The sequence below is a fragment of the Phyllobacterium sophorae genome (assembly GCF_003010965.1).
GTDB classification, from domain to species: domain Bacteria; phylum Pseudomonadota; class Alphaproteobacteria; order Rhizobiales; family Rhizobiaceae; genus Phyllobacterium; species Phyllobacterium sophorae.
Genome location: NZ_PGGM01000013.1, coordinates 127,569 through 153,471, shown reverse-complemented (window position 1 = coordinate 153,471; position 25,903 = coordinate 127,569). Strand labels below are relative to the sequence as shown.

Here is a 25,903-nt window from a genome sequence, read left to right as displayed (position 1 = left end):
GGGCTGCCGGATAGCGGCTATATCTCGCGTGCGTTCCTGATTCCTGTCCTGACAAGTGGGCAGGCATGAACACCCGAACCCTCCCTCATCTGCCAATTCCATCCAGTGATTTCTTGATCACCGGCAAACAGAATCCCTTTACATACGTTATAACATTACTGTACGCATCCGTTACGCCAGTGGAATCCTGTTGCGTTACAATCTGCGGGAAACTTTGCCCATGAGCCATCTTGTCCTCAATGCCGACGCGGTGACATATCGCACCTCCGGCCAGACTCTCGTCGACGCGGCATCCCTGACAGTGGAATGCGGCTCCCGGCTGGCGATCATCGGTCCGAATGGTGCCGGCAAGTCGACTTTTCTGCGTATGCTCGCCGGTCTTCTGCAACCCACATCAGGCGATGTCTATGTGAACGGCAGCAGCATCAGCCGGTTGACGCCGCTTGCACGCGCGCAGCAGTTCGCCTTTGTCGGCCAGACCGACACGCCGGACCTGCAGCTGCTTGTCGAAGACTACGTCTCGCTCGGCCGTATTCCCCATATCGGCACCTTCACCAGGGCAAGGGACCGCGAAATCGTCGCGGAAGCGCTGCATCGCGCCGGGATTTTACCGTTTTCGCGCCGTTCCATTGGATCGCTTTCCGGCGGCGAGCGCCAGCGTGTGCAACTGGCGCGGGCGATTGCGCAAGCTCCCGCGGTGTTGTTCCTTGATGAGCCGACCAATCATCTCGATCCAAAGGCGCGCAGCGAACTCCTGTCGCTGGTGGCGGGGCTGGACGTGACGACAATCGCTGTCCTGCACGACCTGCCGCTGGTTGCGCCATTCGCCACCCATGTCGCGGTCATGCACAGCGCCCAGCTGGTGGCGGCGGGCACCCCCGACGAAACCCTGACGCCGCGCATCGTCAGCGACGTCTTCGACCTTGATGTCCTTCGCCTGCGTCATCCATCACAGGATCGCGAGCTGATGGTGTTCGAAACACCCGAAAAATCCGCACTTACCCACTCACGGAGTATCTGATGAAAAGAGCCGTCCTCGCCCTCGCCTTCGCGCTTCTGTCCGCACCTTCCTGGGCCTTTCCCGTTACCGTCGACAGCTGCGGCAAACCGCTGACCTTCGAAGCAGCACCGAAACGCGCCGTCATCCACGACATCAACATGAGCGAGATGGCATTTGCCCTCGGCCTCCAGCCGTCGATCGCCGGCGTTACCGGGATTACCGGCTGGTACAAGCTGGACGATGCCTTCAAGCAGCAGCAGGGCTCCATTCCGGAGCTCGCCCCCAAATATGCGACCCTCGAAAACCTTGTCGCAGCCAACCCGGATTTCTTCTTCGCCGGCTGGTATTACGGCATGAAGCCAGGCGGCGATGTCACGCCCGATACGCTGGCGCCCCATGGGATCAAGACGCTGGTCCTGACCGAAAGTTGCGTGCATCTCGACAAGAACCGCCCTGCCGCCTCGATGGACCTGCTCTACGGCGACATAACGAAACTCGGCCAGATTTTCGGTAAGGATGCGGAAGCCGAGAAACTGGTGTCCGGCTGGAAGGCGCAGCTTGCGGACATCAAAAAGAGAATCAACAACACCGGCGATACCCGTGTTTTCCTTTACGATTCCGGTGAGGACAAGCCGTTCACGGCAGGCAAGTTTGCCATGCCCACGGCGCTGATCAGCGAGGCCGGCGGCACCAACATCATGGCCGACATGGAGACGAGCTGGGGCACCACCTCGTGGGAAACAGTCGCCGCCCGCAATCCGCAGTTCCTCATCCTGCTCGATTATCAGGATAATGCCGGATACCGGAAACTGCTCGACTTCCTCAAGGCGCACCCCGCCATGAAGGAGACCGACGCGGTGAAGAATGAGCGCTTCGTTGCCCTGCGCTATGCCGAGCTGACCCCCGGACCCGCCAACATCGAAGCGATCGAGAAAATCGCCAAAGCAATGCATCCGGAAGCCTTCTGAGTGATTATCTCCCCCTGGTGGCCGAAGGCGGGCCCGGGCGCCTTATCTCTCCCCTTGCGGGAGAGAAAGAGTTTTCCTGGATTTAGCCTCTTCGCTAAATCCTTGGAAAACTCAAGAGAGGGGATTTGAAGCGTACCATCGAAATCCCCTCTCTTGCGATTTCTAACACTTATCTGACGCTAAGATGTTGAAATCGCTTTCTCCCCCACAAGGGGGGAGATAAGGGCAGCGTGCTTCCCACAAGGGAGATAATCGGTATCTGACGCCATGAATTAAGAGAACCCTTCCAATGTTTCCCGCTCGAATCAATCAACGCATAATGCTTGCTGCAGGGCTGATGCTTGTCATCGCCCTCGCCCTCTCCTCCATTGCCTATGGTTCGACGGTCATTCCACTGCCGGCGGTATTGAATGCGCTTGCCCATGCGGCCGGATTCAGCGACCTGACAACCAGCGGACCCATCGAGCGCATCGTCGTCGACCTTCGCCTGCCGCGCGTGGTGCTGGGGATTTGCGCCGGTGCGGGGCTCGGCATTATCGGCGCGATGCTGCAGACGGTAACGCGTAACGATCTCGCCGATCCCTTCCTGTTCGGGCTTTCCTCCGGGGCGGCCGCAGGCGCGGTCTCGGTGATCAGCATATTCGGTGACCGCTTCGGCATCTGGACCCTGCCGATCGCTGCTTTCAGCGGCGGCATGCTCGCGGCCATCATCGTGCTGTTGCTGGTGCGCCGCGTGCACGGCCAGGGACCGGAACGTCTGATCCTTGCCGGTCTCGCGGTCTCGTTCCTGTTTGCTGCGCTCACCAACTACATGGTGTTTTCCGGCGATCAGCGCGCCGCCCATTCCGTGCTGTTCTGGACACTTGGCGGATTAGGTCTCGCACGCTGGGATAATCTGCCGCTGGCGATGATCGGCCTCTTCGCCATCCTCGTCTACGCCCTCGCCAACCACCGCAATCTCGATGCGTTTCTCGCCGGCGAGAACACGGCGGAAAGTCTCGGCGTGCGCGTCACCCGCACCCGCAACACGGTGTTCATCGTCTGCGCGTTCTCCACTGCGATTTTCGTTTCGGTGGCGGGCGTGATCGGCTTTGTCGGCCTGATGATCCCGCATATCGCCCGCCGCTTCACTGGCCAGCTGCATGCGGGACTCGTCGTTACCTGCGCGCTGCTGGGTGCAATGCTGATCCTCCTCAGCGATCTTGCTGCACGGCTTCTGCTTGCACCGCAGGAACTGCCGATCGGCATCGTCACTAGCTCCGTCGGGGCCTTCTTCGTGGTGACGACATTGCTGCGCAGGCGGACGGGATAGCTCTAGAGCTTCCCGCGTGCCACGAAGCTGGGGTTGGCGAAATCTGCATCCTCTGCCTGGTTGCGGCGGCCATAGGTGAGCGGCTTGCCGTCGAGCGTCAGCGTTATCCCGCCCGCGGCACGCAGCACCGCGTCGCCAGCCGCCGTATCCCATTCCATCGTCCGGCTGAGCCGCGGATAGATATCCGCTTCTCCCCGCGCCAGCAGACCGAACTTGATCGACGAGCCGACCGACACGCAGTCGGCTATATTGAAATCCTTCAGATAGTCGTCCGTCTCCGGTGTGCGGTGCGAGCGGCTGGCAACGGCAATCATCTGTACCGGCGCAACCCGGCAGGAGATGGCCTTGCGCGATACGATCGTTCCGTTGTGATCGACCGTCACTTCCCCGGCGCCCTCGGGACCGCCAGTGAACAGCCAGCCTCGTACCGGCGCATAGACGATGCCAAGTACAGGCGCGCCGTTTTCGATCAGGGCGATATTGACGGTGAAATCGCCATTGCGATTGACGAATTCGCGCGTGCCGTCGAGCGGATCCACAAGATAAAAGCGCTCGCCGAGATCGCCGGGCACATGGCCGCCTGAGATCTCCTCTTCCGCGACGATCGGAATATCCGGCGTCAACCGGCGCAGCGCATCGACAATCATGGCTTCGGCCGCATGATCTGCTGCCGTCACTGGCGACTTGTCGTCCTTCAACGCAACGTCGCAGCCTTCCTCATAGATGCGCAGGATTTCAAGCCCGGCGGCGATCGCCGTGGTTTCAAAGATCTGAAGCAGAGCGGAGTGATTGAATTGCGAAAGCATCGTCACGGGATTTCCAGTTATAGCGCTGTTTATCTCCCCCTTGTGGGGGAGAAAGCGATTTCAGCACCTTGAGCCCTTCGCTCAGGTGCCAGAAATCGCAAGAGAGGGGATTTGCCTCACTGACTACCCCCTCACTTGGATTTTCCAAGGATCTAGCAAAGAAGCTAAATCCAGGAAAATCCTTTCTCTCCCGCAAGTGGAGAGATAGCCAGCGTTTAAATCGACCACGAACTTTGATCGTAATTGAAGATGATGCCGTGTTCAGTGAGCAGCTTTTCGACCTCCGAAGCAAGCTCTTCCGTCGTCCGGCCCACAGTCTTCAGGTGCAGCTCCGGATTTTCCGGGGGCTCGTAGGGCGAATCCACGCCAGTGAAATTCTTGATCTCGCCGCGCAGTGCCTTGGCATAGAGCCCCTTCGGATCGCGCCGGGCGCATTCCTCGAACGGCGTGTCGACGAAGATTTCCATGAACTCGCCATCGCTCAGCAATTCGCGCACCATCCGGCGCTCGGTGACAAAGGGCGAAATGAACGAGACCAGCACGATCAGGCCCGCATCCACCATCAGCTTCGCCACTTCGCCGACGCGGCGAATATTTTCCACCCGGTCTTCTTCGGTGAAGCCGAGATCGCGGTTAAGGCCGTGGCGCACATTATCGCCATCGAGGATATAAGTGTGCTTGCCCAGCGAGGACAGCCGCTTCTCGACGAGATTAGCGATGGTCGACTTGCCCGATCCGGAAAGCCCGGTGAACCACAGCACGGCCGGCTTCTGGTCCTTCTGCGCTGCGCGCGATGCCTTGTCGACGTCCAGCGCCTGCCAATGCACATTGGACGCACGGCGCAGGGCGAAATCGATCATCCCGGCGCCAACTGTTGCATTGGTCAGGCGATCGATCAGGATGAACGAGCCAGTCGAGCGGTTCGACTTGTAGGAATCAAACGCGATGGGCTCCTGCGTCGAGATATTGCAGACGCCCACTTCATTCAGGTCAAGCGATTTGGCCGCAACCTCGGCAAACGTATTGATATCGATTCGATGTTTGAGGTCGGTGACGGTCGCAGTCACCTGGTCGGTCTCGGTCCGCAGGATATAGGACCGGCCCGGAATCAGCGCGTGTTCGGCAAACCATACCAGATGGGCGGCAAACTGGTCCGCTACTTCCGGCCGCGCTTCGGGAGCCACCAGCATATTGCCGCGCGATACCTCGATCTCGTCATCGAGCACAATCGTGACCGCCTGACCTTCGCTGGCCTTTTCGAGATCGCCGTCCCATGTAACGATGCGCTTGACCCGGGAAGACTTGCCGGATTTTGCGACGACAACCTCGTCTCCCGGCGAGACCGTGCCTGAGGCGATCGTGCCGGCAAACCCACGGAAATCAAGATTGGGCCGGTTGACGAACTGAACGGGGAAGCGGAAGGGACGCGCGGCATCGGCGCTGTCCAGCGGCACGTTCTCCAGATGCTGCAGCAGTGCCGGTCCCTTGTACCAGGGAAGGTTGGCAGATGGGCCGATCACATTGTCGCCAAAGCGCGCCGACAGCGGGATTGCCTGTATTGTGTTGAATCCAAGCTTGCTCGCAAACGCTTGATAATCCGCGACAATCGCGTCGAAGATGTCTTGCGAATAATCGACCAGATCGATCTTGTTGACGGCAAGCACAATGTTGCGAATGCCGAGCAGCGACGCGATGAAACTGTGCCGCCGCGTCTGGCGCAAGATACCCTGCCGCGCATCGACGAGAACAATCGCGAGATCGGCAGTCGACGCACCGGTGGCCATGTTGCGGGTATATTGCTCGTGCCCCGGCGTGTCGGCAACGATGAATTTGCGCTTCGGCGTCGAGAAGAAGCGATAGGCGACATCGATGGTGATGCCCTGTTCGCGCTCGGCTTCGAGACCGTCGACGAGCAAGGCGAAATCGATATCCTCGCCATTGGTGCCGTGCTTGCGGCTGTCATTGGTGAGCGCCGCCAGTTGATCCTCGAAGATCAGCTTGGTGTCGTAGAGCAGCCGGCCGATCAGCGTGGACTTGCCGTCATCGACGGAACCGCAAGTGAGAAAGCGCAGCAGCGATTTCTTCTCCTGTTCGGCCATATAGGCGCTGATCTCTTCGGCGGCTGACATTGCAGGTGAAATCTCGACTTGGGCCAATTTAGACATCAGAAATAGCCCTCACGCTTCTTCTTTTCCATCGAACCGGCCTCGTCCTTGTCGATCATGCGGCCCTGCCGTTCGGAGGTGCGGGAAACCAGCATTTCGCTGACGATCTCGGGCAATGTCGCCGCATCCGACTCAACAGCACCGGTCAGCGGATAACAGCCAAGCGTACGGAAGCGTACCATCTTCTCCTGCAGCACTTCGCCCGGCAGCATTTTCATCCGCTCATCGTCGCGCATGATCAGCATCCCGTCCCGTTCCACCACCGGACGTGACGCGGAAAAATACAGGGGTACGATCGGGATTTCCTCCTGCATGATGTACTGCCAGATGTCCAGTTCGGTCCAGTTGGAGATCGGAAATACCCGGATCGATTCGCCTTTGGCGACGCGCGTGTTGTAGATCTTCCACATTTCCGGCCGCTGGTTTTTCGGATCCCAGGAGTGCTGGGCGTTGCGGAACGAGAAAATGCGCTCCTTGGCCCGGGACTTCTCCTCGTCGCGCCGCGCGCCGCCGAATGCCGCATCGAAACCGTATTTGTCGAGCGCCTGCCTGAGCGCTACCGTCTTCATGATGTGAGTGTGCGTGTTGGAACCATGCTCGAACGGGCTGATGCCCTGCTCGATGCCTTCCTGGTTGCTGTGGACGAGCAGATCGAAGCCGAGACGCTGAGCTTCTGAATCACGAAACGCGATCATCTCCTTGAATTTCCACTTACTATCGACGTGCAGGAACGGAAATGGCGGCTTGGCCGGATAAAACGCCTTCATCGCCAGATGCAACATGACGGACGAATCCTTGCCGATGGAATAGAGCATCACCGGATTGGAAAATGTCGCCGCGACCTCACGGAAAATATGAATTGCTTCGGCTTCAAGACGCTGCAGATGCGTCAGGTTCTTGGTCATGAAAATCACTATCCACTGTGTTGCAGGGTATCAGCCAGGCAACAAACATCGATCCAAATTTTCGGCATCAAACGACGTGCCGGTACGTGCGGCCAACATAGTGGAAGGGGAAACATTAAGAAAAGGATGGTTTCACAAGGCGAGCGAAATCCGCGCCAATTTATTGCCGCGAAAGACAAAATATCAGAACGCTATTCCACTGAACGACGAAGTCGGCGTCGGGCTTTTTTAAAACCCGCCGTCCGTGGAAAATTCATCCAGCGCTTTATCACTACTCGATTAGTAGAGATTAGCAGGATCGACCGTCTTGTCAATGGACGCTGTCTGGCAAGAGCAAGAACGCTTCCTCCGTGATGTTTGCCTCTGCTGGCCACGACACTTCGACAGGTATAGACTCACGCTCTTGTTCTGAAGGGGTGCGACATGGAGGTTCCCCCGCTTGATCGGAAGCTGCTGGCGATCCTGGCAGCAGATATCGTTGGCTATTCGAGAGCGATGGAGGCCGACGAGGCCGGCACCATCGCGCGATTAAGAACCATGCGCGCCGATTTGATCGATCCCGCCATCGCTCGGCACCACGGCCGCACCGTTAAGCTGATGGGCGATGGCACGCTTGTCGCCTTCGACAGCGTTGTTGACGCGGTCGCCTGCGCCGCTGAGATCCAGAAGGGCATGGGCTCGCGCAATGCCAGATTGGCTGAACCTGATCGGTTGGTGCTGCGCATCGGGGTGAACCTGGGCGATGTGGTGCTGCTGGAAGGCGATGTGTATGGCGACGGCGTTAATGTGGCAGCGCGGCTTGAGCAGTTGTGCGCGCCAGGGGGCGTGCTGATATCGGGCACAGCCTTCGACCATCTCCAGGGCAAACTCGATTTCCCCCTCGATTTCGTCGGCGAGCAGCATGTGAAAAATATCGCGAGGCCCGTGCGCGTCTATCGCGTGCGGCTCGATGGCAAGAAAGCGCCGCGCCTGCGCGCCAAGATGCTCCCGCGCCCGGCGATGATGGGGATACTGGCCGCAATTCTTGCCTTCCTTCTCGCGGCAGGCACTTGGCAATTCTGGCCGGCTGCAATCGTCAGCGCCAAGCCGTCGATTGCGGTCCTGCCTTTTGACAACTACGGCGGCGATGCTGCGAGCGCGCGGCTCGCCGACGGTTTGACCGAAGACGTCATTACCGATCTTTCCCGCATGCGCGAGTTCGATGTGATTGCCCGCAATTCGACTGAACTCTACAAGGGCAAGTCGGCGGACGTGCGGCAGATCGGACGCGATCTGAAAGTCCGCTATGTGCTGGAAGGCTCGATCCAGCGCCAGGACGAGCGCATCCGCGCCACAGCACAGCTCATCGACACGACGACTGGCGCGCACGTTTGGTCGCAGAGTTGGGACAGACCCGAGCAAGACTTTTTCGCTGTTCAAACCGAAATCGCGAATCATATTTCCAGTCAGCTCGAAATGACCACGGGTCCGATCAAGAACGCTGACCTCGGTGTCGCGAGGCGAAAACAGCCGCAGAGTTTGACAGCCTACGAACTCACCCTTCTGGGAGTCGAGAAGCAGCTTAGCCCGACCGCTGAGAGCGTTGCGGAGTCGACCGAAATTCTCAAAAAGGCGGTCGCCATCGACCCGGGCTACGCCCGGGCTTGGTCCAGTCTCGCTGAGTCGTATAGTATGGCTGCAAATTATGGTGCCGACTGGGAAGGTTCGAACCGGGCGGCAATGGAAGCGGCTGAACGCGCCGTGGCGCTGGACCCGAACGATGACGCCACGCGTGCCGCGCTCGGTGAGATACTCGCCCATAACGGGGAGTTCGGCCGAGCCAAGACTGAACTCGACATCGCGCTGCGGCTCAATCCTGGTTCTTTTACGGTTCTCACCAACTATCTTAGCTGGGCGAGCGCTTTCGGTGAGCCGGCGCTTGGGGCGGAACTGGCTGATCGCGCGGTTCGGCTCAACCCCAACTATAAGCCGTGGGCAAGCGGCGGCCTGCGCTATGCCTATTTTATGGCCGGCCGCTACGAAGACGCGCTGAAGGTGATGGAGCGCCAGACTCCCGACAATTACAGCAAATACGCTTGGGCCGAACGCGCCGGCATCCTTGCGGTTCTCGGCCGGAAGGCAGAGGCGGAGGCAACCGTCAAGGAAGCCCTCCAGCGTTACCCGGACCTTACCATCGAAGCGATTTCCAATGACCAGGCCTTCAGTGCTGCCGAGCACCAGCGACATATCGAGACCATGCGGCTCGCTGGTTTCCCGCCCTGCGCCACGCCGGAAGCGCTGGCGAAACTCACCAAGCCTGTGCGGCTGGAAGAATGCAGTGCGGACCAGGACAAGTCGCCGAAGACGCCATAGAACAAGCTTAGCGCTGTTCTATGGCTGAAGGCGCGCAACGAATCCGTCAAACTCCTTGGCCGTCGCATAGGACTTCTGCGTGCCTTCGCGTGTAATGGAATCGCCCGCATAGAGCGCCGCTTTTCGGAGGGAAGCCTCGAGTTCACGGCTTTCCACATAATACCGCGCGAAGCTGCCGATGAATGCATCGCCTGCCCCTGTCGTGTCCTTCGGCTTGACCCTGAGCGGTTCGATGAGCGTCGAGATATCTGCAGTGATAAGCCGGGCGCCACGCGAGCCCAGCGTGACGATGACGGTCCGTATGCCCTTGTCGATCAGCGAGCGAGCCGCCGTTTCGATCTCGGCATCGGTACCGGTCGGCATGCCGGTCAGAAGGGCAAGCTCTGTTTCGTTGGGAACGAGGAACGTTGCCTTGACGACCTGCTTCGGATCGAGATCGGGCGCGGCTGGCGCCGGATTGAGGATCGTCTCGATGCCATGGCGATCGGCAAAGGCAATCGTGTGGTAGACCGTCTCCAGCGGCACTTCCAATTGCATCAGGATAAGATCGCAGCCCTTCAGATCTTCCGCCGCCGCGTCGATATCGGCGGGCTTGAGTTCATTGTTCGCGCCCTTGATGATGAGGATGGAATTCTCGCCGCTCTCGTCGACAAAGATCGGCGCAACACCGCTCGACTTGCCGGCAACAATGCCGACATGGGAGATGTCGACGCCATTGTCTTTGAGGTTCTTGATCGTGCTTTGACCGAAGACATCGTCACCGACCTTGGTGAGCATCATCACGTCGGCGCCAAGTCTTGCCGCGGCCACCGCCTGATTGGCGCCCTTTCCGCCGAACCCCATGAAGAATGACGGTGCTTCCAGCGTTTCGCCCGGTGCAGGCATGCGGATGATCGATGTGACGAGATCGGTCATGTTGCTGCCGACGACGGCGATACGATGTGCCATGATGGTCTTCCTCCTCGAAGCTGTTGGGCAATGTTCTATATCAATGATTTCCGCGAAAGAAACGCCTGACACGTCACATCGCTGTGGAATGCGTTTGAGCGCAATAGTCCGGAAATCGTGGAAGAGAAAGATTTGGCTGGGGCGGGAGGGTTCGAACCTCCGAATGGCGGTACCAAAAACCGCTGCCTTACCACTTGGCTACGCCCCAAAATATCATCGCCGATTTGAATTTTCCGCGTGATAGCGCGGCCTTATAACCTCTGGTTCCAGCTTGCGCAATGCGAATGATCGGCCAGTTTGTCGCTCTTCACAATTGTTTCCGCATAATTTTCATGAATGCCGGGACCGGACATTGGACTTAAGTCGGGATTCTATTCAGAGATGCATAGAGATAGGCTGGGGGCAAAGTTGAGTTTTGGCGGCGAAGCAGCAGCACTGTGCCAGCCGGTGCAATCAGGGGGATGGGTCTCCCTGGCTGAGGCATACGGCCAATATGCTGTCAAAACTTGGAGTGAAGCGAATGTGGTATCTACCACTAAGCATCACCCTGGAATTGCAAAAGACCCGTACGAGCTGGACACTCAAGGTACGGGTCTCATTTGCATTGTCTTAGGTTTGGAGGTGGGCTTCAGCCTGCCTCCTGACCAAGTCCACAATAACGCTTTTCAGATATTTTCCAACAGTGCTAAGTGCCATCTCTGAGCAAGCCCTGGGAATAAGGACGTGGATCCAGCATTGGCTACAATCATTTCTTCTTTTCTCGTCACCGCCATTGCAAGCGCGGTGCTGCTGGCGATCGTCATGCGCCTCCTCCCGGCTGATTTCCTTGGCGCGGCGGTTACAGAACGCTCCAATCACACCCAGGCCGCGAGGCAGCTTGGTGGTCTGGCCATTGTCCCAGCGATTCTCATATCTCTCTGGATTTATGCACCGGAGAACGGGCTCGACCGCCAATTTGTGGTCACCGCAACCATTGCCGCCCTTCTGCTGTGGATTACCGGTTTCCTCGACGACCGCCATCATCTGCCGGAGAGCATCCGGCTCGTATCGCAGCTCCTTGCTTCCGCCATTGCCGTCTATGGCCTTGGCCCGGATTTCCGCCTGCTGCCCGACCTTTTGCCGCTTTTTCTGGAGCGTGGCCTCCTTGTGCTGGCACTTGTCTATTTCATCAATCTGACCAACTTCATGGATGGCCTCGACCTGATGGTCGTCTCCGGTCTCGGCATACCTCTGGCGCTGCTGGCTGGCTTTTCTGCGTTTGGGCTTACCGCACTTGGCACGGGCAATCTCGCTGCGTCGATTGCTGGCAGCCTTGCTGGTTTCGCCGTCTTCAACCGGCCGAAAGCAAAGGTTTTTATGGGCGATTCCGGCAGCCTGCCCGTTGGCCTTCTGAGCGGCCTCGCATTCTTCCTCGTAGCTCGAGACATGTCGGTCTGGGCAGGGCTGATCCTGCCGCTCTTCTTCATCGCCGATGCAACATCGACACTGCTGATGCGGCTTGCTGCAGGCGAGAACATCCTTGCCGCCCATTCCCGGCACGCCTACCAGGTGGCCAAACGTTCGGGCTGGACGGTGTGGCAAGTCATCCTGAGCGTTGGAGCGCTCAATCTTGTTCTCGGCGCCTGTGCGCTTGCCTCGGCGCAGCATGGCCCGGTGCGTCTTGCCGGCATTCTCATGGCGCTCGTTGGCGTTGCGCTGCTCCTGTACCGTTTTCGCGGCAAGAAGCAGTTGCCGGCATGAGTCAGAGCCGGCGCAACAGTGCAGCAAGGTAAAGCCCTGCTTGGCCCTGCACCGTCTGCCGGTACACACCGGACTTGCGCAAATAGTAAAGCCGTTTGATGAAATTATCTGATCGCACCTTCCAGTAGAGGTCACAGATCGCTCTGGCTTCGCCGCTCAACAGATCACGATTGCGGACCAGCGCCTGGAGGTTGACATCCGCCTGTTCGGCAAAGCGGCCGGCTCGACGTCGCAGCGCCCGGGCAATCCAGGTGCGCCAACCCGTTTCAGGCTCCAGTTGACGCTCGCGCTGCATTGGGCGGGGGTCGCAATGAACAACGCCACCCGCACCGGAAACGATCAGGTATAGCCACCAGTCATGGCTATGAAACCCGGTCCTCCGGCAGGATTCCGCCAGAAGATCATGCGCCATCCTGTTGTAAAGCATCGTGTTTCCGGCCGCGATGTTCTGCACGAGTGCATTGCGGAAATCGGGCTCGCAACCGCACTGCGGCGATGTGCAGAACACCGAAGGCACGGCAAAAGCGTTTTGTTCGATCCAGCGAACGGAAACGGCGATCTTCTCCGCCTCCCACAGGCCGTCCTGGTCCGCAAAGGCGTAATAATCAGCCTGGTTTTCGGCGCTGACGATCAGGGAGCTGAAGTTCTCCGCCCGGCCTTCACCCGGTTGCTGAACGATACGCATCCGCCCCTTGGGCCAGCGCCCCGCCCAATCATTCAGGATGGCGACTGTCTCGTCGCTCGACCCGTCGTCCGACACCCACAGGTCAATGTCGGGATAGGTCTGGGCTGCAATGGAGGCCAACTGTCCATCCAGAAACGCCGCGCCATTGCGGGTTGCCATGAGGACGGCAACCGTTCCCGATGATGGTGTGCGTTTCAACAATGCTCAACCCTGGTTTGTCTTCGACTCGGCGCCGCCATTGTTTGACAGTCAAAATGGCCAAGAATGAGGTCCTGACCCCTAAGCGCTCGCGCCCTCGAACAGCAGCTTGCGAACCGCTTCCGTGTCCCGCTCATCGATCAGCCGGCGCAATTCAGCGACCGCTTCGGGCAAGTGACCGACGGAATTGACACTGCGCCTGGCACGGAGAATTTTCGAATGGATCGTCGGTGCAACGCCAACGGGATCGTAGAACAGCTCCTCGTGCAGCTTTTCGCCATCACGTATTCCCACGGTAACGATTTCGATGTCGCCTTCTGGGTGTGCGGCATCCTTGACCGATAGCCCGGCCAACAGGATCATGTTTTCGGCCAGGTCGCGTATGCGAACCGCCTCGCCCATCTCAAGCAGCAGAATATCGCCGCCCTCGGAAAGCGCCCCGGCCTGGATGATCAGTTCTGCGGCTTCGCGCACGGACATGAAATACCGCGTCATGTCGTCATGCGTTACGGTCAACGGACCCCCATGCGCGATCTGTTCGCGAAACAACGGCACGACTGAACCGCTCGACCCGATCACATTGCCGAAACGGACCGAAGCAAAGATCTGCCCGGTGCCTTGTTCGCTCGCTATATTGCCATGATAGCGCACGATCAGCTCAGCCCACCGCTTCGTCGCCCCCATGACATTCGACGGCCGGACTGCCTTGTCGGACGAGATGAGAACAAAATTGCGAACGCCAGCTTCGCGGGACATACCGGCCAATACATCCGTGCCGAGCACATTGTTGCGAGCGCCCTCAACAACATTCTCTTCGACCAGGGGAACGTGCTTGTATGCGGCGCAATGATAGACGTTCTCCACCTTGTGCTCGGCAAGGACGGACTTGATCAATGCCGCGTCGCTGATCGAACCGAGGACGGGCACGATCACGCAATCACTGATTGCCGTCAGTTCCCGTTGAAGCTGGTAAATACCGTGCTCGTTGACGTCGAAAATCACCAGCTTGGCCGGAGCAAGCTTGACGATGGTGCGGCAAAGCTCCGAACCGATCGATCCGCCGGCGCCGGTGACGAGGATGACCCGGTCCTCCACGGTCTTGTCGAGCAGGCTTGGGTCTGCGGGCACCGGCGAACGGCCAAGCAGATCGTCAATATCGATATCGCGCAGATGGCTGACAAGATATTTACCGGCCGTCAGGTCGGAAATCGCCGGCAAGATCCGCACCTTGACGTCGAGAGCCTTCAGCTTGCCAATCAATCTGCGGCGCTGAATGCCGCTTAAGGCAGATGTGGTCACGATCATCTCGTTTATGCCGAAATTATCGATCAGCGTCTCGAGCTGCGACGTCGGGTAGACGCGGATACCGAGGATATCCATGCCGTGAAGGCTTTTGTCATCATCGACAAAGCCGGCCACAAAAACCTCGTTCTGGCTCCTGAGCGCATTGGCCAATTGGCGGCCCGCATCACCCGCCCCGAAAATGAGACATTGTCTCTCCATGAGCTGCTGGCGAAGCGAGCTCCACAATATCCATTTGGCAGCGAACCTGCTGCCGCAGATAAGGCCGATGCTCAAGACCCAATAGAGGAATGGAATCGCACGGGGCACACCTTCGGCGCCGGTCATCAGCGTCAGGAACGCGAGGCAGACCCACAGAATCACGGATATTGTTACCGCCTGGATCATCGTCCAGATTGCCTTGTCAGGCAGATAGCGGATTACCGAACGATAGAGGCCGAAACGGACGAATACCGGCAGGCCGATCATCGGCGCAGCAACCATCAACAGGGCCTGCTCGCTGTTCGGTATGAAAAACGCACTGAATCTCAACAGATAGCTGAGCCAAACGGCGAATGTCAGCGTGACCACGTCGAAAGCGACAAGGATCAGTTGCTTGTAACGACGCGGCATCATCGAGATGCTTTGCCGAAAATTTTCCAATTTCATTGATCCTCGGTGCTTGAAACAAACGCCAGACCAGTAGCATAGGGTAATCAAAATGCAATGCTCGTCTGGTGATCAACCCCCACGTGCTTGGAAATCAACAGGAAACTCGTTGTGTTACGGATTGGAGAGAGGACGAGATCACGCCCGCCCTCCTTTCCTTAACGTGTGAATTGGACCCGGAACACGGCCCTCACCTCCGAGCTTACGGGCGAGCCCTCGCCTCAGCCGGAGCGGCCGATCCTGTATACCTGCCAGTCATGGTTTGATTTCTGCCAGGGCAGCGAATGCTGGGTTGCATCAAGCTGGCTGAAATGCCTTGCAAGGTTGTTGTCCTGACGGTTCCGCGGCAGGCGGTTTATCCAACACATATGGAAAGGCATTAATCTTGGTTGTCTTGGCGCAAAGCTGAAAGGACAGCCACATGGAACAGACATCAAATCTCAAACTGCCCTATATAGCGCCGTCCCAGGCGCAGAAACACGTCACCCATAACGAAGCCATTCGTGCGCTCGATGCTCTGGTTCAGCTGTCGGTGGCCGGCCGTAACGCTGCCGAACCGCCAGCGGAGCCTCAGGAAGGCGCCCGCTACATCGTTGCATCCGCCGCGTCAGGCCAATGGTCCGGCAAGGACAACCAGGTTGCCGCCTGGCAGGATGGAGCCTGGGCGTTCTTCGAGCCGCAGGAGGGCTGGTATGCCTGGGTGATGGAGGAGCGGACTTTCGCGGTCTTCAGTCAGGCGGCATGGAGTGGAGCAAAGGCGGGTACCAATCCTGTTCCAGCCGTTGGCATCAACACGATAGCCGATGAAACCAACCGGCTAGCGCTGAAAAGCCCTGCCTCACTGTTCGATCATGCCGGCCAAAGTCATCAGCTGAAGATAAACAAGGCGGATGACAATCAGGCCGCATCGCTATTGTTTCAGTCCAACTATCAGGGTTGCGCGGAAATGGGCACGATGTGGGGCCGCGACTTTCGAATCAAGACCAGCGCCGACGGCGACCAATGGCACGATGCCTTGGTCGCCGACAACGCCAGCGGGTCGGTGCGGTTTCCCGGCGGCATTGCCAACGCCGCCACCGGCAAGAAGCAATCCGGCCTGATTTTCGTGCCCGCCACAGAGATGGAAGCCACCATTTATCAAACGGCGGGCAGCCAGAATCCCACAACCGCCAAGCTCGCATCGGTTGCCTCGGATATCCTGACCTTTACGACTGACGCCGTATCGGCGTTCTTCGGTTCGCCCATGCGGGGCATGGCGATGATCCGGATATGGAATGTAACCAGATCGCCCGCACAATCGGCCTGGGCCGAATGGGATACAACGTTGAATGGATTGCAGGTCAGTAGCGCCGATCACGTCAGGCAGTGGTCGGCCGGCGATACGATCCAGATCGTCGATCCAGTCAAAAAGAATATCGCCGTCGATATTTCTCCGATGATGCAGAAACTTCTGGGCGGCGTCTTTATGCAGGACGGCCTCCTGCTTGGCACCAAGGACGCAACAAACATGACCATCGCATGCAAGGACGCTTCGCCAGTATCATCGTCCAACCTCGCCTATTTCAGAGGGGATGAACAACGCAGCTTCAGCGTGATCGGGGTGTATGGATAAAGAAATAGACGGTGCCGATTATCTCTCCCCCTTGTGGGAGAGAAAGGATTTTCTTGGATTTAGCCGCTTTGCTAAATCCTTAGAAAATCCAAGAGAAGGGATTTTGATGGTGCGTTTCCCCCTCTCTCCCCGCAAGGGGGGAGATAATCGGTGCTCAATTCTGCATCCTTCAAAGCTAACTCCCCCTGTAAGTCGAATAAGACCACGGCGTCACCAGCAAGGGCACATGGTAGTTCGCCTCGACATCGGAAATGGCAAAGCGGACGGGAACCTCGTCGAGAAAGGCTGGCGTATCAAGAGCAACCATCCTGTGCTTGAAATAATCCTCGACGAAGAAAATCAGTTCATAACGGCCAACCTTCATTTCGTCGGCCGAAAGCAAAGGCTCGTCCGTTCGCCCGTCCGCATTGGTTGCGAGTGTCTTGAGCAGCACCCGGCCACCTTCTTCGATGCGGTGCAAGGTGATTGCAATGCCCTCAGCGGGGCAGCCCGCCGCGGTATCGAGCACGTGCGTGGATAACTTTCCCATAAGAGCCCCCTTAGGCAATTAAATCGTGAAGGCGAAAACGCGCGATCAAAGCAATCTGCCGTAGTGCCTCTGCCACCTCTTCCCCGGCATTGTGGCTCAGGCGCTGGCGGAATGCTGCCATGATCGAGTGTTTGTCATGGCCGCGCACGCTCAGAATGAACGGGAACCCAAAACGACTCTGATAGGCATTGTTGAGCCGATGGAATTCCTCGAATTCATTGTCCGTCAGGCGGTCAAGGCCGGCTCCCTTTTGCTCGCTGGTGGATTCTGCCGTCAGGCTGCCCTGCCGCGCGGCCTTGCCGGCCAGATCCGGATGCGCGCGAATGAGCTGGAGCTGGGCGACCTGACCCGCTTTCTCAACGGCGGCCACCATTGCTCCATGCAGGCGATCAACACTGGAAAACGGGCGCATCTGCACCACTGCTTCTGGCACCCATGGCGAATGTTCGAATATCCTGCCGAGCGCCGCGATAAATTCCTCTGTGCTTGAATTGTTCAATTTTTCAAGCGTCATAGTCCCTCCCTCTCAACTCTTCATGCTTGCCCTTATTGAACGCAGGACATTTTCCGGCGTTGCCGGGGAGTCCAGCTGCGGCACCCCGCCTCTCATCGAAGCGATGGCGTCACGAATGGCGAGCCAGACCGAAATGCCCAGCATCAGCGGCGGCTCGCCGATCGCCTTGGAACGGAACACAGTCTCCTCCCGGTTCGGCATATTGTCGAGAATACGGACATTGAATTCCGGCGGCACGTCGCGCGATCCCGGTATCTTGTAAGTCGATGGCCCGACGGTCCGCAGGCGCCCGGACTTGTCCCACCACAGTTCCTCGCACGTCACCCACCCCATGCCTTGCACGAAAGCACCTTCGATCTGGCCAAGATCGATGGCTGGGTTCAGCGGCGAGCCGACATCCTGCAGAATGTCGGCGCGCAGGCAGCGCGTTTCGCCGGTCAGCGTATCGATCGCGACTTCCGCCACCGCCGCGCCGTAACTGAAATAGAAGAAGGGCCGGCCCTTCATCGTCTTGCCATCCCAGTGTATTTTCGGCGTCGCATAGTGTCCGGCTTCTGAAAGCTGAACCCTCTTGGCCCAGGCCATTTTCGCCAGTTCACCGAACGAAATCGATTCGTTACCGGCGTGGACCCGGCTTTCGCGATAAACGATCACGTCCTCTTCCACATCGAAATGCTCGGCCGCTACCCTCGTCATGCGCGCCTTGATGGCCGTCGCCGCCTTGAAGGCGGCCATGCCATTCAGGTCCGAGCCGGTAGAGGCAGCCGTCGCACTGGTGTTCGGTACCTTGCCGGTAGCGGTCGAAGAGATACGCACCATATCGAGGTCTACCTGAAACACCTCGGCAACGACCTGCGCAACCTTGACGAAAAGGCCCTGCCCCATTTCCGTGCCGCCATGATTGAGGAAGATCGACCCGTCCAGATAGACGTGCACCAGCGCACCGGCCTGATTGAGCGATGTCAGATTGAACGAGATACCGAACTTGACCGGCATCATCGCCAGTCCGCGCCGGATCACCGGATTTTCTGAATTGTGCGCATCGATTGTCGCGCGGCGGCGCTGCCAGTCAGCCGAAGCCATAACCGCCTGCGTCACCTCGACAAGACGATTGTCCTCGACCTTCTGGCCGTAGGGGGTCATGTCCCCCGTATCTTCGCCATAGTAGTTGATGGCGCGGACATTGTTGGGGTCGAGCTTCAACTCACGGGCGATCGTATCGATAACGCATTCGATGGTGATAATGCCCTGCGGCCCGCCAAAGCCGCGAAACGCCGTGTTGGAGACAGTGTTGGTCTTGCAGGCATGGCCGATGAAGCGCGCATGGGGAATGTGGTAAGAATTATCGGTATGGGTGAGTGTACGGGTGATAACGGGCCCGGTCAGATCCGGCAGATTGCCGGCCCGCGCCAGATACTCAACATCGAGGCCGAGAATGCGGCCCCGGTTGTCCACCCCGACCTTCCAATTGGCGACGTAGTCGTGGCGCTTGCCCGTCCCCGCCATATCATCGCGGCGCTTCAGCCTCATCTTGCAAGGCTTGCCGGTCTTGGCCGCGATCAGCGCCGCGGCACCGGCGATGATCGTCGGCTGGCTTTCCTTGCCGCCGAACCCCCCGCCCATGCGGCGCACCTGGCATTCCACTGCATTGGCGTGGATGCCAAGAATACCCGCTACGTGGTGCTGCACCTCGGTTGGGTGCTGCGTCGAGGAATGCACGAGCATTTCGCCGTTCTCGCCGGGAATGGCATAGGCGATGTGGGTTTCCAGGTAGAAATGATCCTGCCCGCCCATGCGCAGCTTGCCGGAAAACACGTGCGGCGCCCTGGCCAGGGCGGTATCGACGTCACCGTCGATAACCTCCTGCGGCGGCAGGACATAGCTCCTGCGCCGATGCGCTTCTTCCACATCGAGCACCGGCTCCAGGGGTTCGATATCCAGTTTGACCAGCTTTGCGGCGCGATAGGCCGTCTCGAAATCGTGTGCCGCGACGACAGCGATCACCCGGCCCTCATGATCGACGATGTCTTCGGCGAAGAGTGTCTCGCCATGAAGAATCGGCCCGACTTCATTGTGTCCGGGCACGTCTTTCGCCGACCAGACGCCTGCAACGCCTTGCACTGCCAGCGCTGCGGATGCGTCAAAGCCCTTCAGCGTGCCATGGGCGACCGGCGACAATACAAAGGCCGCATGCAGTGTGCCCGGCAGTTCCGGCATGTCGTCGATGTAATTCGCCTCACCCGAGACATGGCGCGCGGCGCTGTCATGGGCAATGCCTTTGCCGACGATACTGCGGTGGACGACCTTGGCGTCGATATTCATAGCGCCATCACCTCCACGGTCTCGCCAGCCACATCGCGCCAGAACCGCTCGGCGAGATTTGCCGCCACCTTCAGCCGGTAATCGGCGCTGCCGCGCCAGTCGGTGAGCGGCTTGAATTGCGCCGTAATCGCAGCAGCGCAGGCGTCGATTGCTTTGCGGTCAAAGCTGCTGCCGACCAGTGCCTGTTCCGCCTGGCCGGCGCGCTGCGGCGTCGCTGCCATGCCGCCATAGGCGATGCGGGCGCTGCGCACCTGCCCCTCCTCGCGGACAATCGAAAATGCCGCGCAGACTGTCGAGATATCCTGATCGTAACGCTTGGAGATCTTGTAGACGCGGAACTCCTGTCCCTCGCCTGGCTTGGGGATCGACACCGATGCGATCACCTCGTCGGGGCGCAATTCTGTCTTGCGATAGTAGAGGAAGAAGTCTTCGAGCGGCAGGAAGCGATGGCCGCTCAACGATGCAAGTTCCACCTCGGCGCCAAGCGCAATCAGCGCGGGCGGACCATCGCCAATCGGGCTCGCCGTGCCGATATTGCCGCCGATCGTTCCCATGGAGCGTATCTGTGTCGAGCCGAAGCGGCGGATGAGCGTGGCGAAGGACGGGTAGAAGCCCGCGACCCGTTCCAGCACTTCTTCCCACGTCACCGCAGCGCCGAAACTCAGATGATTTTCCGTTTCGCGGACCGCACGCAGTTCACTCACATGGGCAAGCGAGACCACCTCGTCCCAGCCGGAATGATAATCCGCCAGCGCAACGCCGAGATCCGTGCCGCCGCCGAGCAGGATCGCCTCCGGCCTCTCCTTGCGCAGCTGCAGGAGAACATTGAGCGAAGCCGGCTGGTGGAATGTCGCGCCGGAAGCCGAGATCGTTGCGTGCGGTTCGATCTTTGCGAAGGCGGCCACCTGCGGCCCGGCGATCTTCGCGCCGCCGGCGCGAATCACCTTGCGTCCGGCTTCGACGATGGGCCGGTAGCCGGTGCAGCGGCAGAGATTGCCCGCCAGCGCATCGTGAATATCGTCGTCATTGGCCCCGGCTTTGCCCGCCGCAAGACCAGCCAGCGAAATCACGATACCCGGCGTGCAGAAGCCGCATTGCGAGGAACCGTTTTCCGCCATCGCCTCCTGCACCGGGTGCAGTTGCTCGCCCTTCAGACCCTCGACAGTCACCAGCGCACGGCCGTCGATCTGGCCCATGGCGAGAATGCAGCTATTGGCGGCGTGGTAATGAACCTCGCCCTCATGGTGCGTTTCCTCACCCTGAGTTTGTCGAGGGGCGAACCACGGATCGCCGATCAGCACCGAGCAAGCCCCGCAATCGCCCTCGGCGCAACCTTCCTTGGTACCGGTCAGACGCGGCGTACTGCGCAGCCAGTCCAGCACTGTCATATCCGGCCGGACCGAGGCTTCCTGCTTTTGACCATTGAGAAAAAAACGTATTGTTTGTGACATGGCTGGCAGCTTCGACCGGCTGCGCGCGGGCGTCAAGAGGGTTGGGGATTGTCAATCCTGTAGACCACATCGTCAAAGAAAAACTCTTCGAGATTATTCCCCTCGCCGCCGCGATCGATCACGAGAAAATCCGACGTTTCTTCCAGTGAAATCAGCGGGTGATGCCAGACATTGCGGCCATAATTGACGCCCTGATTTCCCTTGCACAGAAAGGCGACGGGGTGTCTGGGCCGTCCTTCCTCATCTTCCGCCACGACGGCCAGAAACGGCCGGTTCTGCAGCGGCATGAAGGCTTGGCTGCCAAGCGGATGGCGTTCCAGCATCGTTATATCAATTGGCGTCCCAAAAGCCTTGCCCCGGAAGATGTTGACCAGCACCCGCGCAGCTGCGCCCGTAACATCGAGATTGGCGAGATCGTGATACCGTTCCGTCGTGCCATTGTTGATGAGGCGCAGTTCGGCACCTTCGGTTTCGATCACATCGCCGTAGGGCGCGAACAACGCCTTCGTCAGCGGCCGGACATCAATGCTTGCAATCCTCATATCGGAGACCTCTGAGAATTCGGCCTGGTGAGGCAGCTGGTGTGGGTTTCGAGAACCGGAGCGCAGCGGACATATGGGTGAGCACCGGAAGCGCAGAAAGTCGCATCAGATGGCCATCAGGGTGAATTGGCAGGGGTCTCCGGCCGATGCAGGTCGTGCCAGTGCCTTGCAATATCGATGCGGCGCGTGATCCAGGCTTCTTCATGGTGTTGAACATAATCGAGGAACCGCTCCAGCGCGGCGGCACGGCCCGGGCGCCCGGCGAGGCGGCAATGCAGCCCGATCGACATCATCTTCGGCGCGCCCTGCTTGCCCTCGCGATAGAGCACGTCGAACGTATCTTTCAGATAGGTGAAGAACTGTTCGCCGGAGTTGAAACCCTGCGGCGTCGCGAAGCGCATGTCATTGGCGTCGAGCGTATAGGGCACGATCAGATGCGGCCCCTTCGGACCCTCGACCCAATAGGGCAGTTCGTCGGCATAGCTGTCGGCGGAATAGACAAACCCGCCCTCCTCCATGACGATCTTCAGCGTGTTGTCCGAAGGCTTGCCTTGATATATGCCCAGCGGCCGCGTACCAGTGATCTCCGTATGCAGGCGCACTGCTTGATGGATATGCTGACGCTCAAGTTCTTCCGGGCAATCCTTGTATTCCAGCCAGCGCAGCCCATGACTGGCAATCTCCCAATCCGCCTCTTTCATCGCCGCGACCGCCTCGGGATTGCGCGCCATGGCGAGCGTCACGCCATAGACGGTGACAGGCATCTTGCGAGCGGTGAACATGCGCCATAGCCGCCAGAAACCGGCGCGCGAGCCATATTCGTAGATCGATTCCATGTTGAGATTGCGCTGGCCGGGCCAGGGCTGGGCCCCGACGATCTCAGAAAGCAGGCACTCCGATGCCGGATCATTGTCGAGGATCGAGCTCTCGCCGCCCTCTTCATAATTGACCACGAACTGCACGGCGATCTTGGCGCCGCCCGGCCATTTCGGGTCGGGCGTATTGCGGCCATAGCCAATGAGATTGCGGGGATAGTCGGACAAGGCTGGAATAACTAATGCGAGTGTTTCGGCTTATCGTCTCTGCGATCTTTGCGTGTAATGTACATCATGAAGCCTGCCATCGCCAATCCACCGACTGGCATGATCATGAAAAGCAAAAACTGTTCCAAGCTCATGGCTTCAATCCCTTCAAGATCCGTCTCGCAAATAAATGTAATGCAGTCGCAGCCAAAATACAAATCACCGTGCCGCCTGCAATCAATAGGTTCGGCCCGCCTGAATTGTAGATACTTGATGCCATGGGAGCCAAGCCGCCCACGGCATAGAGCGCAACAGAGGCCCCATTAAACCAAGCTGCTGTCAGCTTCGTCCGCTCATTGTGAACCGTGGTAAAAATATCCAATATTACACCGGGTAGAAGCAATAAATTACGGAAAAACTTCAATAAAATCGCGCGGTCAAAAATGAAGCGCCGGTGTCACCGGCGCTTGAACACCGATCCCACCGCCGGAACAATGGCAGCTGCGAGAGCCAGCTTGAGGATGTCGGCAACGATGAAAGGGCCCACGCCGAAGGTAAAGGCTTTCTCAAAACCAAGGAGGTAGGCCATCCACAGGAAGCCCATGCCCAGGATGACCACTTCAGCGGCAAGCATGGCCAGGCCGAGCAAGACCGGATTGCGGGCGAAGCCCTTGTCGGCCGCACGGCCAACAATCCAGGCGGCTGCGAGATAGGAAAGAAGATAGCCGCCCGTGGGTCCAACCATATAGGCAAGGCCAATGCCCTTTTCCGGCGTTCCGGTGAATACCGGCATGCCGAGTGCGCCTTCAAGCAAATAAAGCGCCATGGTTGCAACTGCGAGCCGCGAGCCATAGGCCGCAGAGATGGCGAAGACGGCGAAAGTCTGCATCGTCACGTTCACGAACACCATGTCGACCTTGGTCTTGGCGGCCAGGGTCATCAATGCCGTCCCCGCGAGAGCGAGCGAAACATACCAGATCGCCTTGGCAAGCTGGCCTTCCGGCTGGAATTCTTCGGCAAGAGAACGGGTTTGAACTGCAATCATTTCTTTAACCTCCAGATCGGCCTTCGCCCAAAGGCGGCTTTCGCCACGTCATGAAAACGGTATATTGGGGTTTATGTCGCACCGCAATACGTCGAAAGCCCTACAAAGGTAGTATCCATTAATGTCTCTCGTTTTCGACAGCAGTTTTGCGCCGCGCTATGGCGAATTCGTTGATATTGCGCCAAATGTCCAACGAATCACGGTCAACAATCCCAGTCCTTTCACTTTTCACGGCACCAACTCCTATCTGGTTGGGCGGGACACGCTGGCACTGATCGATCCCGGGCCCCTCGACGAGGCGCATCACGCAACGCTTCTGCGCGCCATAGCCGGCCGCCCGGTCAGCCACATCTTCGTCAGTCACACCCACCGCGATCACTCGCCGCTGGCGACCGTGATGAAGGATGAGCTCGGCGCCACGATCGTCGCGGAGGGCCCGCATCGGCCGGCCCGCGCCCTGCACATAGGCGAGGTCAACCTGCTGGATGCCAGCGGAGATATGGAATTCGTTCCGGATATCGCAGTGCCGGACAACGCTCTCATCGAGGGCGATGGCTGGGCGCTACGCGTCATTCACACACCCGGCCACACCGCAAACCATGTGGTTTTCGCACTGGAGAGCACCGGAATTCTGTTTTCGGCCGATCATGTCATGGCCTGGGCCACATCCATCGTCGCCCCGCCCGATGGTGCCATGTCGGACTACATGGCGTCGCTCGACCGCCTGCTGCAGCGGCACGACCGCGTCTATTTTCCCGGCCATGGCGGCCCGGTGACCAAGCCCAGGACCTTCGTTCGCGGCTTGAAAGCCCACAGGAAGATGCGTGAGCGCGCGATACTGGAGCGTGTGCGGGCCGGCGACCGCAACATTCCAGCCATGGTCAGGGTGATCTACCGGGAAACCGATCCGCGGTTGCATGGCGCTGCCGCTCTCTCGGTTCTCGCGCATCTTGAGGACCTTGTCGGCCGCGGAATTGTGCAGACCGAAGGAAACCCGGCGATTGATGGGGTTTATTGGTAGTTTCTTACAATGGTAGCATCACTGCGCCGGCTGGGTCGTTTCTTCCTCCGGCTGGGCGCCCTGCACTTCCGCATCGAGTGCCGTCATGAAGGCGGTGATGCGGTCGGCATTCTCGCCGAGGTCGTGAATGCCGTAGCGGGAAACCGAGCGCATATCGACGTAGGTGGTCTCGCCCTCGTCGGCGAGGCGGATGACCACATCGCTGGTGAAGCCCATGAGCCAGGTCCGCGCCACCACTTCCAGCAGGATTTCCTCGTCCTCGCCCGGCTCGCCTCTCTGGCTTATGATCGTCCAGCCGTTATTGGCGATGACGGTATTCACCGCGGTTAAAATCCGGTCGGGCGAACCCTCATAGCGGCGGCCCGTCACTTGAGGATAGGCACTGGATTGAAGCCCACGGCTATCCTCATCATTGACAAGCGGATTCATCCGCTCTGTCCGCTGTCCCGCGGCGAACAGTTCAGGCGGGTCAGTAACATCGGTCGAGACATCGTATATCGTTGGAAGCGCCAGTGCCTGATAGAGCGTGGTGACGAAGGGTGCGAGCACCAGCAGCGCAATCACTGCACCCCAGAACGCGCTCGCAAAACCGCGATCGCCGCGGCGCCATACACTGGTGAAGCCCTTGATGCTGAGCAGGACCGCGAACAGCGCCAGACCGGCAACGATGGCAAGCAGCCAGAGAAACTCAGGTGTTTCGATGCGCTCGAATCGATGCCCCAGGCTCGAGAGCACAAAGAGGATCGCCGAAAGAAAGGCAAAGCGTACCGACCATTTGGCTGAAATCGATTGGCGGCGTCGATAATGCGTTCGCAT

At 58.9% G+C, this 25,903-nt stretch carries 23 protein-coding genes and 1 tRNA gene; 8 read left to right on the top strand and 16 right to left on the bottom strand.

The window, feature by feature from the left end:
* Positions 1-220: 220 nt before the first annotated feature.
* From CU103_RS23545 to CU103_RS23535, 3 genes are all read left to right on the top strand, one after another.
* On the top strand, positions 221-1,021 hold the full coding sequence (locus tag CU103_RS23545) for an ABC transporter ATP-binding protein (protein WP_106666466.1): 801 nt from the start codon (positions 221-223) through the stop codon (positions 1,019-1,021).
* Positions 1,021-1,968, top strand: coding sequence for an ABC transporter substrate-binding protein (locus CU103_RS23540; RefSeq protein ID WP_106666465.1), 948 nt, complete (start codon positions 1,021-1,023; stop codon positions 1,966-1,968). The genes CU103_RS23545 and CU103_RS23540 overlap by 1 nt, the downstream gene beginning before the upstream one ends.
* A gap of 289 nt (positions 1,969-2,257) precedes the next feature.
* Positions 2,258-3,280: a FecCD family ABC transporter permease gene (locus CU103_RS23535; protein ID WP_106666464.1), complete on the top strand. Its 1,023-nt coding sequence runs from the start codon at positions 2,258-2,260 to the stop codon at positions 3,278-3,280.
* Positions 3,281-3,282: 2 nt separating this feature from the next.
* On the opposite strand, the gene cysQ is transcribed toward CU103_RS23535, so the two are convergent.
* The 3 genes from cysQ to cysD all read right to left on the bottom strand — a co-directional run bounded on the left by cysQ (position 3,283) and on the right by cysD (position 7,156).
* On the bottom strand, positions 3,283-4,086 hold the full coding sequence (gene cysQ / locus CU103_RS23530; protein ID WP_106666463.1) for a 3'(2'),5'-bisphosphate nucleotidase CysQ: 804 nt from the start codon (positions 4,084-4,086) through the stop codon (positions 3,283-3,285).
* A gap of 215 nt (positions 4,087-4,301) precedes the next feature.
* The gene (nodQ, locus tag CU103_RS23525; protein ID WP_210203829.1) at positions 4,302-6,215 is read right to left on the bottom strand and encodes a bifunctional sulfate adenylyltransferase/adenylyl-sulfate kinase NodQ; all 1,914 of its coding nucleotides are present in this window, start codon (positions 6,213-6,215) and stop codon (positions 4,302-4,304) included.
* A 35-nt stretch (positions 6,216-6,250) separates the two neighbouring features.
* On the bottom strand, positions 6,251-7,156 hold the full coding sequence (gene cysD / locus CU103_RS23520) for a sulfate adenylyltransferase subunit CysD (RefSeq protein ID WP_106666461.1): 906 nt from the start codon (positions 7,154-7,156) through the stop codon (positions 6,251-6,253).
* Here cysD and CU103_RS23515 point away from each other — a divergent pair.
* Positions 7,155-7,388 carry a hypothetical protein gene (locus CU103_RS23515; protein WP_106666460.1) on the top strand — a complete coding sequence of 78 codons (234 nt, stop codon included), beginning with the start codon at positions 7,155-7,157 and terminating at the stop codon, positions 7,386-7,388. The two genes, cysD and CU103_RS23515, sit on opposite strands and share 2 nt — an antisense overlap.
* A 191-nt stretch (positions 7,389-7,579) precedes the next feature.
* Positions 7,580-9,508, top strand: a complete 1,929-nt coding sequence (locus CU103_RS23510; protein WP_106666459.1) for an adenylate/guanylate cyclase domain-containing protein — start codon at positions 7,580-7,582, stop codon at positions 9,506-9,508.
* 18 nt (positions 9,509-9,526) lie between these two features.
* On the opposite strand, the gene rbsK is transcribed toward CU103_RS23510, so the two are convergent.
* Together rbsK and CU103_RS23500 are read right to left on the bottom strand one after the other, a co-directional pair.
* Positions 9,527-10,456: a ribokinase gene (gene rbsK / locus CU103_RS23505; RefSeq protein WP_106666458.1), complete on the bottom strand. Its 930-nt coding sequence runs from the start codon at positions 10,454-10,456 to the stop codon at positions 9,527-9,529.
* A 133-nt stretch (positions 10,457-10,589) separates the two neighbouring features.
* A tRNA-Gln gene (locus CU103_RS23500) sits at positions 10,590-10,664 on the bottom strand.
* 527 nt (positions 10,665-11,191) lie between these two features.
* Here CU103_RS23500 and CU103_RS23490 point away from each other — a divergent pair.
* Positions 11,192-12,196 carry an MraY family glycosyltransferase gene (locus CU103_RS23490; protein ID WP_106666531.1) on the top strand — a complete coding sequence of 335 codons (1,005 nt, stop codon included), beginning with the start codon at positions 11,192-11,194 and terminating at the stop codon, positions 12,194-12,196.
* Position 12,197: 1 nt separating this feature from the next.
* On the opposite strand, the gene CU103_RS23485 is transcribed toward CU103_RS23490, so the two are convergent.
* Together CU103_RS23485 and CU103_RS23480 are read right to left on the bottom strand one after the other, a co-directional pair.
* Positions 12,198-13,079, bottom strand: coding sequence for a glycosyltransferase (locus tag CU103_RS23485; protein WP_245448960.1), 882 nt, complete (start codon positions 13,077-13,079; stop codon positions 12,198-12,200).
* A gap of 81 nt (positions 13,080-13,160) precedes the next feature.
* Positions 13,161-15,029, bottom strand: a complete 1,869-nt coding sequence (locus CU103_RS23480; protein ID WP_106666455.1) for a polysaccharide biosynthesis protein — start codon at positions 15,027-15,029, stop codon at positions 13,161-13,163.
* 421 nt (positions 15,030-15,450) lie between these two features.
* Between CU103_RS23480 and CU103_RS23475 the strand changes: the two genes are divergently transcribed.
* A complete protein-coding gene (locus tag CU103_RS23475; RefSeq protein ID WP_106666454.1) occupies positions 15,451-16,641 on the top strand; it encodes a DUF2793 domain-containing protein in 1,191 nt (396 codons plus the stop codon).
* A gap of 175 nt (positions 16,642-16,816) precedes the next feature.
* On the opposite strand, the gene uraH is transcribed toward CU103_RS23475, so the two are convergent.
* The 8 genes from uraH to CU103_RS23435 form a co-directional block, all read right to left on the bottom strand.
* Entirely contained in the window at positions 16,817-17,170 is a 354-nt protein-coding gene (uraH, locus tag CU103_RS23470; protein WP_106666453.1) for a hydroxyisourate hydrolase, read from the bottom strand.
* A gap of 10 nt (positions 17,171-17,180) precedes the next feature.
* The gene (gene uraD / locus CU103_RS23465; protein WP_106666452.1) at positions 17,181-17,684 is read right to left on the bottom strand and encodes a 2-oxo-4-hydroxy-4-carboxy-5-ureidoimidazoline decarboxylase; all 504 of its coding nucleotides are present in this window, start codon (positions 17,682-17,684) and stop codon (positions 17,181-17,183) included.
* A gap of 12 nt (positions 17,685-17,696) precedes the next feature.
* Entirely contained in the window at positions 17,697-20,006 is a 2,310-nt protein-coding gene (gene xdhB, locus CU103_RS23460; RefSeq protein WP_106666451.1) for a xanthine dehydrogenase molybdopterin binding subunit, read from the bottom strand.
* Positions 20,003-21,457 (bottom strand): xanthine dehydrogenase small subunit, encoded by a 1,455-nt coding sequence (gene xdhA, locus CU103_RS23455; protein ID WP_106666450.1) that lies wholly within the window; start codon positions 21,455-21,457, stop codon positions 20,003-20,005. The genes xdhB and xdhA overlap by 4 nt, the downstream gene beginning before the upstream one ends.
* Positions 21,458-21,489: 32 nt before the next feature.
* Positions 21,490-21,999 (bottom strand): ureidoglycolate lyase, encoded by a 510-nt coding sequence (locus tag CU103_RS23450; RefSeq protein WP_106666449.1) that lies wholly within the window; start codon positions 21,997-21,999, stop codon positions 21,490-21,492.
* Between the two features lie 116 nt (positions 22,000-22,115).
* Positions 22,116-23,042 (bottom strand): allantoinase PuuE, encoded by a 927-nt coding sequence (gene puuE / locus CU103_RS23445; protein WP_425350638.1) that lies wholly within the window; start codon positions 23,040-23,042, stop codon positions 22,116-22,118.
* A gap of 130 nt (positions 23,043-23,172) precedes the next feature.
* Positions 23,173-23,403 carry an amino acid transporter gene (locus tag CU103_RS23440; RefSeq protein WP_245448959.1) on the bottom strand — a complete coding sequence of 77 codons (231 nt, stop codon included), beginning with the start codon at positions 23,401-23,403 and terminating at the stop codon, positions 23,173-23,175.
* Between the two features lie 75 nt (positions 23,404-23,478).
* Positions 23,479-24,066 carry a biotin transporter BioY gene (locus CU103_RS23435; protein ID WP_106666447.1) on the bottom strand — a complete coding sequence of 196 codons (588 nt, stop codon included), beginning with the start codon at positions 24,064-24,066 and terminating at the stop codon, positions 23,479-23,481.
* Between the two features lie 121 nt (positions 24,067-24,187).
* Between CU103_RS23435 and CU103_RS23430 the strand changes: the two genes are divergently transcribed.
* Complete coding sequence (locus CU103_RS23430; protein WP_106666446.1) at positions 24,188-25,087, top strand: MBL fold metallo-hydrolase; 900 nt, start codon at positions 24,188-24,190, stop codon at positions 25,085-25,087.
* Between the two features lie 18 nt (positions 25,088-25,105).
* On the opposite strand, the gene CU103_RS23425 is transcribed toward CU103_RS23430, so the two are convergent.
* Positions 25,106-25,903 (bottom strand): DUF1499 domain-containing protein, encoded by a 798-nt coding sequence (locus CU103_RS23425; protein ID WP_106666445.1) that lies wholly within the window; start codon positions 25,901-25,903, stop codon positions 25,106-25,108.

What these genes read in the sequence shown, in the direction of transcription:
- CU103_RS23545 (WP_106666466.1), top strand. Translation starts at nt 221, where the DNA reads ATGAGCCATCTTGTCCTCAATGCCGACGCGGTGACATATCGCACCTCC.
- CU103_RS23540 (WP_106666465.1), top strand. Translation starts at nt 1,021, where the DNA reads ATGAAAAGAGCCGTCCTCGCCCTCGCCTTCGCGCTTCTGTCCGCACCT.
- CU103_RS23535 (WP_106666464.1), top strand. Translation starts at nt 2,258, where the DNA reads ATGTTTCCCGCTCGAATCAATCAACGCATAATGCTTGCTGCAGGGCTG.
- cysQ (WP_106666463.1), bottom strand. Translation starts at nt 4,086, where the DNA reads ATGCTTTCGCAATTCAATCACTCCGCTCTGCTTCAGATCTTTGAAACC.
- nodQ (WP_210203829.1), bottom strand. Translation starts at nt 6,215, where the DNA reads ATGTCAGCCGCCGAAGAGATCAGCGCCTATATGGCCGAACAGGAGAAG.
- CU103_RS23515 (WP_106666460.1), top strand. Translation starts at nt 7,155, where the DNA reads ATGAAAATCACTATCCACTGTGTTGCAGGGTATCAGCCAGGCAACAAA.
- cysD (WP_106666461.1), bottom strand. Translation starts at nt 7,156, where the DNA reads ATGACCAAGAACCTGACGCATCTGCAGCGTCTTGAAGCCGAAGCAATT.
- CU103_RS23510 (WP_106666459.1), top strand. Translation starts at nt 7,580, where the DNA reads ATGGAGGTTCCCCCGCTTGATCGGAAGCTGCTGGCGATCCTGGCAGCA.
- rbsK (WP_106666458.1), bottom strand. Translation starts at nt 10,456, where the DNA reads ATGGCACATCGTATCGCCGTCGTCGGCAGCAACATGACCGATCTCGTC.
- CU103_RS23480 (WP_106666455.1), bottom strand. Translation starts at nt 15,029, where the DNA reads ATGAAATTGGAAAATTTTCGGCAAAGCATCTCGATGATGCCGCGTCGT.
- CU103_RS23475 (WP_106666454.1), top strand. Translation starts at nt 15,451, where the DNA reads ATGGAACAGACATCAAATCTCAAACTGCCCTATATAGCGCCGTCCCAG.
- uraH (WP_106666453.1), bottom strand. Translation starts at nt 17,170, where the DNA reads ATGGGAAAGTTATCCACGCACGTGCTCGATACCGCGGCGGGCTGCCCC.
- uraD (WP_106666452.1), bottom strand. Translation starts at nt 17,684, where the DNA reads ATGACGCTTGAAAAATTGAACAATTCAAGCACAGAGGAATTTATCGCG.
- xdhB (WP_106666451.1), bottom strand. Translation starts at nt 20,006, where the DNA reads ATGAATATCGACGCCAAGGTCGTCCACCGCAGTATCGTCGGCAAAGGC.
- xdhA (WP_106666450.1), bottom strand. Translation starts at nt 21,457, where the DNA reads ATGTCACAAACAATACGTTTTTTTCTCAATGGTCAAAAGCAGGAAGCC.
- CU103_RS23450 (WP_106666449.1), bottom strand. Translation starts at nt 21,999, where the DNA reads ATGAGGATTGCAAGCATTGATGTCCGGCCGCTGACGAAGGCGTTGTTC.
- CU103_RS23435 (WP_106666447.1), bottom strand. Translation starts at nt 24,066, where the DNA reads ATGATTGCAGTTCAAACCCGTTCTCTTGCCGAAGAATTCCAGCCGGAA.
- CU103_RS23430 (WP_106666446.1), top strand. Translation starts at nt 24,188, where the DNA reads ATGTCTCTCGTTTTCGACAGCAGTTTTGCGCCGCGCTATGGCGAATTC.
- CU103_RS23425 (WP_106666445.1), bottom strand. Translation starts at nt 25,903, where the DNA reads ATGCGAACGCATTATCGACGCCGCCAATCGATTTCAGCCAAATGGTCG.